Source organism: Streptomyces sp. TRM64462, from assembly GCF_013362995.1.
In the GTDB taxonomy this organism is placed as follows: Bacteria; Actinomycetota; Actinomycetes; order Streptomycetales; family Streptomycetaceae; genus Streptomyces.
The window spans coordinates 1-10,061 of record NZ_JABWDV010000068.1 but is presented as its reverse complement, the minus strand read 5'-3'; the positions used below and the strand labels follow the sequence as shown (position 1 = coordinate 10,061).

General features: G+C 73.3%; 10 protein-coding genes. 6 read left to right on the top strand and 4 right to left on the bottom strand.

Annotated elements, in window-relative coordinates:
- Window positions 1-183: 183 nt before the first annotated feature.
- Window positions 184-3,180: a bifunctional [glutamine synthetase] adenylyltransferase/[glutamine synthetase]-adenylyl-L-tyrosine phosphorylase gene (locus HTZ82_RS03095; protein WP_175407694.1), complete on the bottom strand. Its 2,997-nt coding sequence runs from the start codon at window positions 3,178-3,180 to the stop codon at window positions 184-186.
- A 148-nt stretch (window positions 3,181-3,328) separates the two neighbouring features.
- Between HTZ82_RS03095 and HTZ82_RS03090 the strand changes: the two genes are divergently transcribed.
- Window positions 3,329-3,760 (top strand): VOC family protein, encoded by a 432-nt coding sequence (locus HTZ82_RS03090; RefSeq protein WP_175407693.1) that lies wholly within the window; start codon window positions 3,329-3,331, stop codon window positions 3,758-3,760.
- Here HTZ82_RS03090 and HTZ82_RS03085 read toward each other — a convergent pair whose 3' ends face one another.
- Entirely contained in the window at window positions 3,761-4,378 is a 618-nt protein-coding gene (locus tag HTZ82_RS03085; RefSeq protein ID WP_175407692.1) for a dihydrofolate reductase family protein, read from the bottom strand.
- Between the two features lie 76 nt (window positions 4,379-4,454).
- Window positions 4,455-5,816: a glutamine synthetase family protein gene (locus tag HTZ82_RS03080; protein ID WP_175407691.1), complete on the bottom strand. Its 1,362-nt coding sequence runs from the start codon at window positions 5,814-5,816 to the stop codon at window positions 4,455-4,457.
- Between the two features lie 157 nt (window positions 5,817-5,973).
- Here HTZ82_RS03080 and HTZ82_RS03075 point away from each other — a divergent pair, with 157 nt between their 5' ends.
- From HTZ82_RS03075 to HTZ82_RS03055, 5 genes are all read left to right on the top strand, one after another.
- Window positions 5,974-7,050, top strand: coding sequence for a PP2C family protein-serine/threonine phosphatase (locus HTZ82_RS03075; RefSeq protein WP_175407690.1), 1,077 nt, complete (start codon window positions 5,974-5,976; stop codon window positions 7,048-7,050).
- 23 nt (window positions 7,051-7,073) lie between these two features.
- Window positions 7,074-7,589, top strand: coding sequence for a hypothetical protein (locus HTZ82_RS03070; protein ID WP_175407689.1), 516 nt, complete (start codon window positions 7,074-7,076; stop codon window positions 7,587-7,589).
- 89 nt (window positions 7,590-7,678) lie between these two features.
- On the top strand, window positions 7,679-8,338 hold the full coding sequence (locus HTZ82_RS03065) for a DUF3105 domain-containing protein (protein WP_175407688.1): 660 nt from the start codon (window positions 7,679-7,681) through the stop codon (window positions 8,336-8,338).
- The gene (locus HTZ82_RS03060) at window positions 8,335-9,066 is read left to right on the top strand and encodes a DUF305 domain-containing protein (protein WP_375540776.1); all 732 of its coding nucleotides are present in this window, start codon (window positions 8,335-8,337) and stop codon (window positions 9,064-9,066) included. The genes HTZ82_RS03065 and HTZ82_RS03060 overlap by 4 nt, the downstream gene beginning before the upstream one ends.
- Before the next feature lie 179 nt (window positions 9,067-9,245).
- A complete protein-coding gene (locus HTZ82_RS03055) occupies window positions 9,246-9,665 on the top strand; it encodes a CBS domain-containing protein (protein WP_175407687.1) in 420 nt (139 codons plus the stop codon).
- Between the two features lie 68 nt (window positions 9,666-9,733).
- Here the strand turns inward: HTZ82_RS03055 and HTZ82_RS03050 are convergent.
- On the bottom strand, window positions 9,734-10,061 hold a 328-nt coding region (locus HTZ82_RS03050; RefSeq protein WP_375540775.1), incomplete at its 5' end, for an alpha/beta fold hydrolase.

Genomic DNA, 10,061 nt, shown 5'->3' with positions numbered 1-10,061 from the left:
GCTCTGCCCCCGAACCCCCGCTCCTCAATCTCCCCCAAGCTCTTCGAGCAGGGGGGACCCCCAAGGGGCTCAATTTGAGCCCGTCCGGCGATTGAGGACCAGCGCCGTCCAGGCGCGATACGGGGGTCTGGGGGCGCAGCCCCCAGTTTCGGGAAGGGGCGGGATAGGGGACAGACCCGCGGGTCAGGCCGTCCCGTAGAAGAGGTCCTCGACGACCGCGCGGGCCCGCCGGGTCGTTCTCCGGTAGCCGTCGACCATCTCGCCGACGTGCCCCGGGCCGTACCCCAGGTACCGCCCGACGGCCGCCAGTTCGCGCCCGTCCGACGGGAACGTGTCGCCGGCCCGGCCCCGCACCAGCATCACGCCGTTGCGGACCCGGGTCGCCAGCACCCACGCCTCGTCCAGCGTGCGCGTGTACCGCTCGCTGATCAGCCCCGCCTCGCACGCCGCCGCCAGCGCCTTCCGGGTGCTGGTGGTGCGCAGGCCCGGCACCTCGTGGGCGTGCCGCATCTGGAGGAGCTGGATCGTCCACTCCACGTCCGACAGACCGCCCCGTCCGAGCTTCGTGTGCAGGGTGGGGTCGGCGCCGCGCGGCAGGCGCTCGGTCTCCATACGGGCCTTGAGGCGCCGGATCTCGCGGACGGCCGCGTCGTCGAGGCCCTTCGCCGGGTAGCGCAGCGGGTCGATCAGTTCGATGAAGCGCCGCCCCAGGTCCTCGTCGCCCGCCATCGGTTCGGCGCGCAGCAGGGCCTGGCTCTCCCACACCAGCGACCAGCGCCGGTAGTAGGCCTCGTACGACTTGAGCGTGCGGACCAGCGGGCCGTTGCGGCCCTCGGGGCGCAGGTCGGCGTCGATCGGCAACGGCGGGTCGGCGGTGGGGAGCTGGAGGAGGCGGCGCATCTCGGCGACGACCCGGTTGGCGGCCCGGGCGGCCTCCTGCTCGTCGACGCCGTCGCGCGGCTCGTGCACGAACAGGACGTCCGCGTCGGAGCCGTAGCCCAGTTCGTGGCCGCCGAAGCGGCCCATGCCGATGACGGCGAACCGCGTGGGCAGCTCGTCGCCCCACTCGGCGCGCACGGCGGCGCGCAGGGCGCCCGCGAGGGTCGCCGCGTTGAGGTCGCTGACGGCCTGCCCGACCCGGTTCACGAGGGCGCCCGCGTCGGCGTGGGCGGGTGCCTCCTCGGTGCCGTACGACGCGATGATGTCCGCCGCCGCCGTACGGAACAGCTCCCTGCGGCGTACGCCGCGGGCCGCGGCGACGGCCTGCTCGGCGGTGTCGGCGCGGCCCACCGCGGCCAGGATCTCGGGCTCCAGGTGCGCGCGGGCGCGGGGTTCCAGGCCCTCCGGGGCGCCCAGGATGGCGACCGCCTCGGGGGCGCGCAGCAGCAGGTCGGGGGCGAGGCGGCCGGCCGACAGGACACGGGCGAGGTTCTCGGCGGCCGCGCCCTCGTCGCGCAGCAGCCGCAGGTACCAGGGGGTCTTGCCGAGCGCGTCCGACACCTTGCGGAAGCCGAGCAGGCCGGCGTCCGGGTCGGCCGAGTCGGCGAACCAGCCGAGCAGCACCGGCAGGAGGGTGCGCTGGATCGCGGCCTTGCGGGTCACGCCGGACGACAGGGCCTCCAGGTGCCGCAGCGCTGCGGCGGGATCGGCGTATCCGAGGGCTTCGAGGCGCTCGCCTGCCGCCTCGGCGCTGAGCCGGATCTCGCCGGGCGCGAGCTGGGCGACGGCGTCGAGCAGCGGCCGGTAGAACAGCTTCTCGTGCAGCCGGCGGACGACGGACGCGTGCCGTCGCCACTCCCGGTTCAGCTCCGCGACCGGGTCGGTGCGCAGGCCCAGCGAGCGGCCCAGGCGGCGCAGGTCGGCGTCGCCCTCCGGGACCAGGTGGGTGCGGCGCAGCCGGTACAGCTGGATGCGGTGCTCCATCGCGCGCAGGAACCGGTACGCGGCGTCGAGCTGTGCGGCGTCGGCCCGTCCGACGTAGCCGCCGGCGGCGAGCGCCGCGAGGGCGTCCAGGGTCTTGCCGCTGCGCAGCGCGGTGTCGCTGCGGCCGTGCACGAGCTGGAGGAGCTGCACCGCGAACTCGACGTCGCGCAGCCCGCCGGGGCCGAGCTTGAGCTCGCGGTCGACGTGGGCCAGGGGGATGTTGTCGACGACGCGGCGGCGCATCTTCTGCACGTCGGTGACGAAGTTCTCGCGCTCGGCCGCCTGCCACACGAGCGGGGCGAGCGCCTCGATGTACGCGGTGCCCAGCTCGATGTCCCCGGCGACCGGGCGGGCCTTGAGCAGCGCCTGGAACTCCCAGGTCTTCGCCCACCGCTGGTAGTACGCGAGGTGGCTGGACAGGGTCCGTACGAGGGGCCCGTTCCGCCCCTCGGGGCGCAGGTTGGCGTCGACGGGCCAGATGGCGCCCTCGACGGTGGTCTCGGAGCAGATCCGCATGAGGTGCGAGGCGAGGCGGGTGGCGGCCTGGAGTGCCTGGCGCTCGTCGACGCCGTCGACGGCCTCGCCCACGAAGATCACGTCCACGTCGGAGACGTAGTTCAGCTCGTGGCCCCCGCACTTGCCCATCGCGATGACCGCGAGCCGGCAGTGCGCGGCGTCCTCGGGGGCGGCGGTGCGGGCGATGGCGAGGGCGGCGCGGAGGGTCGCCGTGGCCAGGTCGGCCAGCTCGGCGGCGGTCTCGGCGACGTCCGTGGTGCCGCACACGTCGCGGGCCGCTATGGCGAGGAGGCTGCGGCGGTAGGCGACGCGCAGGGACACCGGGTCGGTCGCGGCCGCCAGGTCCCGCTCGAACTCGGCGACGCCCGGGTGCAGGTCGGTCGGCTCGTACGTGACGAGGACCTGCCAGTCGAGGGGGTGCCGCGCCAGGTGGTCGCCGAGCGCCTCGGATGTGCCGAGCACGCCGAGCAGCCGGTCGCGGAGGGGCTTGGCGGTGGTGAGCGTGGCGAGCAGGGCCTGCCGGTGCTGGTCGTCGGGCTGTGCCTCGGCCAGCCGCACGAGGCCGTGCAGGGCGAGGTCCGGGTCGGCTGTGGCGCCGAGCGCGTCGAGCAGGACGGGGTCGCCGCGGACGCCCGAGAGCGCGGGCGCGCCGAGGAGCCGCTCGGCCGCCGCCGCGTCGATGAAGCCGTGCCGCAGCAGCCGCGTGAAGGTACTGCTCCTGCGCCCCGGCACCGTCGTCATGTCCGGCTCTCCCTCCACGAACGCCTCCACCGCCCGAGCCTATCGGCCGCACCCGTCCGGGGCCCCTCCGCGGGGCGGCCGCGCACCGGCCACCCGGGATGCGGGCGTTCCGGGGGCGGGCCGGCCCGCCCGCGGCCACAATCGGGGCATGAACGTGACACTGGAAGTGGTCCCCGTCCCGGTGACGGATCTGGACCGGGCCAAGGAGTTCTACGGCGACAGGTGCGGTTTCAAGGTGGACCTCGACTCGGAGGTCGCACCGGGCATCCGCGTCATCCAGCTCACTCCGCCGGGGTCGCGCTGCTCGATCGCCCTGGAGAACGGCCTGCCGCCCGCGCCCGGCCAACGCCAGATGGCCCCGGGCACGCTGCACGGGCTCCAGCTGTGCGTGGTGGACATCGACGCGGCGCGCGAGCAACTGCTGTCGCGGGGCGTCGAAGTGAGCCCCGTTCAGCACGTGGGGCCCGAGGGCTGGACGGAGGGCAAGGGCGGGACATGGAACTCGTTCATGTTCTTCCAGGACCCGGACGGCAACTCCTGGACGGTCCAGGAGGCCCCGTCGGAGCTGTCGGAACGCTGATCAGCGGAGCACGGCATACCGGATGTGCGTGACGTCCGGGGCGTCGACGACCCTGTCGACCTCCAGCCGGACGGCCGGGTCCACACCGTCGAACAGCCGGATGCCGTCGCCCAGGACCACCGGGGCCAGATGGAGCTCCAGCTCGTCGACGAGCCCCGCGTTCAGGTACTCCCGTACGGTGTGGGCGCCCCCGGAGATCTGTACGTCCTTGTCAGGACCGGCGGCGGCCCGCGCCAGGTCGAGCGCGGCCTCGACGCCCTCGGTGACGTACGTGAACACCGTCCCGCCCTGCCGCAGCCACGGCTCGCGGGCGGTGGACGTCAGCACGAAGACGGGCGCCCTGAACGGCGGCGGGTCGGGCCACGCGGCCTCGCCCTCGTCGAACATCCGCCGCCCCATGACGTAGGCCCCGGCGCGGTCGAAGTTCTCCGCGACGACCAGCCCCGACCGGCTCTCCTCCCCGCCCCTGAGCTCCTGCCGCTCCCGCCACGCCTGGAGCCCGTACATCCAGGTGTGGATCCGGGCACCGCCGTCCCCGAGCGGATTGCCGGGCCGTGCGTGGGGCCCGGCGACGAACCCGTCGAGCGACATCCCGAGGCTCACGAAGACCTTGCTCATCCCCCCATGCTGACCCGGGCACCGCTCCCCCGCACCGGGACCGCAGCCCGGGACCGCACCGGGACGGCACCCGGCGTCACAGCACCGGCAGGTTCTTCCGCAGTTCGAAGGCGGTGACCTCGGAGCGGTACTCCTCCCACTCCTGCTTCTTGTTGCGCAGGAAGAAGTCGAAGACGTGCTCGCCGAGGGTCTCCGCGACCAGTTCGCTGCGTTCCATGAGGGAGATGGCCTCGCCCAGGTTCTGGGGGAGGGGTTCGATGCCCATGGCGCGGCGTTCGGCGTCGGAGAGGGCCCAGACGTCGTCGTCGGCGCCTGCGGGGAGTTCGTAGCCCTCCTCGATGCCCTTCAGGCCGGCGGCCAGGAGGACGGCGTACGTCAGGTAGGGGTTCGCGCCCGAGTCGATGGAGCGGACCTCGACGCGGGACGAGCCGGTCTTGCCGGGCTTGTACATGGGGACGCGGATCAGGGCCGAGCGGTTGTTGTGGCCCCAGCAGATGTACGAGGGTGCCTCGCCGCCCGAGCCCGCCGTGCGGGTCGAGCCGCCCCAGATGCGCTTGTAGGAGTTGACCCACTGGTTGGTGACCGCGGAGATCTCGGCCGCGTGCTTCAGGAGGCCCGCGATGAAGGAGCGGCCCACCTTGGAGAGCTGGTACTCCGCGCCCGACTCGTAGAACGCGTTGCGGTCGCCCTCGAAGAGGGACAGGTGGGTGTGCATACCGGAGCCGGGGTACTCCGAGAACGGCTTCGGCATGAAGGTGGCCTGGACGCCCTGCTCCAGTGCCACCTGCTTCATGACCAGGCGGAACGTCATGATGTTGTCGGCCGTCGAGAGGGCGTCGGCGTAGCGGAGGTCGATCTCCTGCTGGCCGGGGGCGCCCTCGTGGTGCGAGAACTCCACCGAGATGCCCATGGACTCCAGCATGGTGATGGCCTGGCGGCGGAAGTCCATGCCGACGTTCTGCGGGGTGTGGTCGAAGTAGCCGGAGCTGTCGGCGGGGGTGGGGCGGGTGCCGTCGACCGGCTTGTCCTTGAGGAGGAAGAACTCGATCTCCGGGTGGGTGTAGAAGGTGAACCCGAGGTCGGAGGTCTTCGCCAGGATGCGCTTCAGGACGTAGCGGGGGTCCGCGAAGGACGGGGAGCCGTCCGGCATGAGGATGTCGCAGAACATACGGGCCGTGCCCGGGGCCTCGGCGCGCCACGGCAGGATCTGGAACGTCGCCGGGTCCGGCTTGGCGATCATGTCGGACTCGTACACGCGCGCGAATCCCTCGATGGCGGAACCGTCGAAGCCGATGCCCTCGTCGAAGGCCTGCTCCAGTTCGGCGGGGGCCACCGCGACCGACTTGAGGAAGCCGAGCACGTCGGTGAACCACAGGCGCACGAAGCGGATGTCGCGCTCCTCCAGGGTTCGGAGCACAAATTCCTGCTGCTTGTCCATTTCCACACCCATCCTCGCTGATCAGGCCAGCATGCCACCGCACGGTTTCATACGCGTTGCGAACCCATAGTGCCTGTCCGGGTGTGGTGTACGTAACGCGAGGGCGGCCGGGATCGGGCGGAGGGCGAGGGCCGTCCGGTTCGCGCAGACTGGGGCCATGGACCGTGCCGATCGGGAACTGCCCGGCGCGCGCCCGCAGGGCCGGCTGCGGCTGCTGCCGTGGCTGCTCCTCGCCGCGGTCGTGTCGGCGCAGCTCGCCACGCCGGAGACCGTGCAGCTCGGGTTCGCGTTCGCGGTCATCGCGCCGCTGACGTCCCTCGTGTACGGGGTGGTGGGCACGTCCCTGGTGGTGCTGGCCATCGCCGGGGTGCTGGCGGTGCCGGAGGTGCGGGCCGAGCATGTGTCGGGCGCGGACATGCTGGCGTTCGGGCTGATCGGCGTGGTGAGCGCGATCCTGGCGTGGGTGCGGGCGCGGCGGGACGCGCAGCTCGTGTCGGTGCGTACGGTCGCGGAGGCCGCGCAGCTCGCGGTGCTGCCGCCGCTGCCCGAGCGGGTGGGGCACGTGCGGTGCGGGGCGCTGTACCGGGCGGCGGAGCGTACGGCGCTGGTGGGCGGCGATCTGTACGACGTGCAGGCCGGGCCGTACGGGGTGCGGGCGGTGGTGGCGGATGTGCAGGGGCACGGGCTGTCGGCCGTGGGGACGGTCGCGGCGCTGCTCGGGACGTTCCGGGAGGCGGTGCTCGACGAGCCGGAGCTGGCGGGGGTCGCGGCCCGGCTGGACCGGCGGCTGACGGTGGAGGCGGCGCGGCTGGAGGAGGGCTCGGAGCTGTTCGCGACGGCCGTGCTGATGGAGTTCCCCGGCGCTGCCTCCGGATCGTCGGACGTGCGGGTGCTGAGCTGCGGGCATCCGCCGCCGATCGTGGTGGACGGGGACGGGGCCCGCGACGTGGTGCTGGAGCCGGGGCCGCCGCTCGGCCTGGGGCTCGGCGGGTTCCGGGCGCCGGACCCCGTGCTCGTACCGCTGGGTCCCGACGATCTGCTGCTCGCCCACACCGACGGTGTGACGGAGGCGCGGAACGGGGAGGGGGCGTTCTATCCGCTGACGGCGCGGATCCGGCCGGAGCGGGATCCGGTGGCGCTGGTGCGGTCGGTGTGGCGGGATCTCGCCTCGTACGCCGGGGAGGTCGCGGACGATGTGGCGCTGCTGGCGCTGAGTGTCTCCCGGGCCGAGTGAGGGCTGCACTACGATCAGCGGCCATGGAGGGCCTGCGGCTCATACGCACCGCGCGCCTCGCGCGCCGCTCGCGTCCCATGGCCCTGCTGGGTGCCGTGGCGACGCTCGTCGCCGCGCTCTTCGTCTGCCTCGGCCCTGGCTCGGCTGGCGCCGCGGACCGGCACGCCGAGGCGGCGGGTGCGGACATGCGGGCGGCGGCGACCGCCGCCGTACGGTCCGCCGCCGGTCCCGATGATCCCGGTGGCCCCGGTGGTCCCGGTGGTCCCGGTGGCCCGGGCGGCGCCGCCGGGGCCTTCGTCGTCTCGCCGGCGGTCGCGGACGCCCCCGGCGGGCTGTTCAGCTGCCCGTTCGACGACCGTGACTGCGGGCTGCGCCCCTCGCTGGCCCCCGCCGTGCTCACCGTGCCGCCCCTCGACCCGCCGCTGCACACGCAGGGCCCGGCCCCGCTCGGGACGGTGCACGGCACCGTCTCCCCCGCCGGGGCGCGGCCGCTGCCGAACGCCCCGGACCTGCACGTCCTTCAAGTCCTGCGGACCTGAGCCGGCCAGGCCCCGAGGCCCACGACTCCGTCGCAGGTTCCCGTCGTCTGTCTGCTTTCCGAAGCTTTCGTAGAAGGACATCTCTCACCATGGCTGCCAACCGTTCCCAGTCCGCCGACCGCCGGGCCCGAATAGAGCAGATGCGCAAGGCCGAGCAGGCCCGTGAGCGCCGCAACCGCATCATCACGCTGTCGCTCAGCGCCGTCGTCGTCGCCGGTCTCGTCGGCTTCGGCGGATACGTACTCAACAAGGAGTCCGAGAAGAAGGAGCAGCAGGAGGCCGCGGCCAAGGCCCCGATCAAGGACGAGAAGTCCTGGGACGCGGAGAAGCTGGGCCGCAACCACGTGACGACCGCCGTGTCGTACCCGATGAAGCCGCCGGTCGGCGGTGACCACCACCAGGTGTGGATGGACTGCGACGGCAACGTCTACAAGGAGCCCATCCCCGAGGTGAACGCCGTGCACTCGCTGGAGCACGGCGCCGTGTGGGTCACGTACAACGACAAGGCCCCGGCCGACGACGTGAAGAAGCTGGAGGAGAAGGTCGGCAAGACGCCCTTCTCGATGATCAGCCCGGTCAAGGACCAGGCGGGCGCCATCATGCTGACCGCCTGGGGCAAGCAGGTCACGGTCGACGGCGCCGACGACCCGCGCGTGAACCAGTTCTTCACGAAGTACGTGAACGGGCCGCAGACGCCCGAGCCCGGTGCGCCGTGCACGGGCGGTCAGTCCGGGATGGTCAAGCAGTGACGGAAGCAGACACCCCTGACGTCCCTGCGGCCGGGCGTGCCGTGACGGTGAGCCGTACGACGTGGCTCGCGGTGGGGGCGGTGCTGCTCGCGCTGGTCTTCGCCGGCTGGGCCACCGTCACGGCGCTCGGCCGGGACGCCGGTGGCACCGGCACGGGGGCGGCGGGCGCCGCGGTGCCGGGCGACGAATCGGCGGACGCCGGGTTCGCCCGTGACATGTCGGTGCACCACCAGCAGGCCGTGGAGATGTCGTTCGTCGTACGGGACCGTACGACGGACGAGGAGGTGCGCCGCCTGGCGTACGACATCGCCAACACGCAGGCGAACCAGCGCGGCATGATGCTGGGCTGGCTCGACCTGTGGCGGCTGCCGAAGGTGGCGCCGGACCGTGAGCCGATGTCCTGGATGGGGCACGGCGACGGCCACGGCGGCGCCCACTCCGGGCACGGCTCCGCGTCGGCCGCGGACGGCGCGCTCATGCCCGGGATGGCGACCAGGGCCCAGATGGAGCAGTTGCGGGCGGCGAGCGGCAAGGCCGCCGAGGTGCTGTTCCTCCAGTTGATGATCGACCACCACAAGGGCGGCGTGGACATGGCCGAGGGCTGTGTCCGGGCGTGCGCGGTGCCGCAGCAGAAGACGCTGGCCCAGGGCATGGTGGACGCCCAGGAGTCCGAGATCACCCTGATGACGGAGATGCTCGCGAAGCGGGGTGCGAAACCCCGCGCGTGAGCCCGTGCCCCGTCCTCGCGGCCGTCGCCCCCCTCCGGGGTGGCGGCCGCGGCGGTTCCCGGGGCCGACTCGGCGCTGGCGGGGCGCGCTCAGCGGTCGCGGGCGATGGGGGCGGCGTCCAGAATGGAGGGGCTCGGGGACGAGACGACGTATGGCGTTCTACGGAGGTACGCACCCTCATGACCACCGCCCGAGACATCATGCACCCGGGGGCTCACTGGATCCCCCAACACGAGACCCTGGACCGCGCGGCGCAGCTGATGCGCGAGCACGACGTGGGCGCGCTGCCCATCGCCGACAAGAACGAGCGCCTGTGCGGCATCGTCACCGACCGCGACATCGTCGTGAAGTGTGTGGCCGCGGGGCACGACCCGGCACGGGTGACCTGTGGTGACGTCGCCGAGGGCACCCCTCGCTGGATCGACGCCGGCGCCGATGTGAGCGAGGCGCTGCGGGAGATGGAGACCCATCGGATCAAGCGGCTGCCGGTGATCGAGAACAAGCGGCTGGTCGGGATCATCAGCGAGGCCGACGTGGCGCGGAACCTGTCCGACAAGAAGGTCGCCCAGTTCGCCAACAAGGTGTACGGCAGGGGCTGACCCCGCGCCGCGTTTCCCGGGCGGTCCGTTCCTGGCAGCGGGCCGCCCGAGGCGCGTTCAGCGCGCGTTCAGCGGGCGCGTACGTCGAGCACGGCGGCGGCGACCGCGTCCGGGCGGTCCAGCATCAGCAGATGGCCCGCGTCGGGCACGAGGACGAAGCGGCCGCCGAGGGTGCGCGCGAGGCCGCGCTGGCGGAGGGTCCAGCGGTCGGTGCGGTGCCGGAGGTGCGGCGATTCCGGGGCGTCCGGGGCGTCCGGGGCGGGCTGCCGGTCCCGTTGGTGCGGGGCGTCCGGGGCGGCCAGGACCGTGACGGGGGCGCCGGCCGGGAGCGGGTGCCGGGCGCGCAGGGCCAGGAGCCCGGCGGCCACGGCGCGGTAGTGGGCGTTCTCCAGGAGG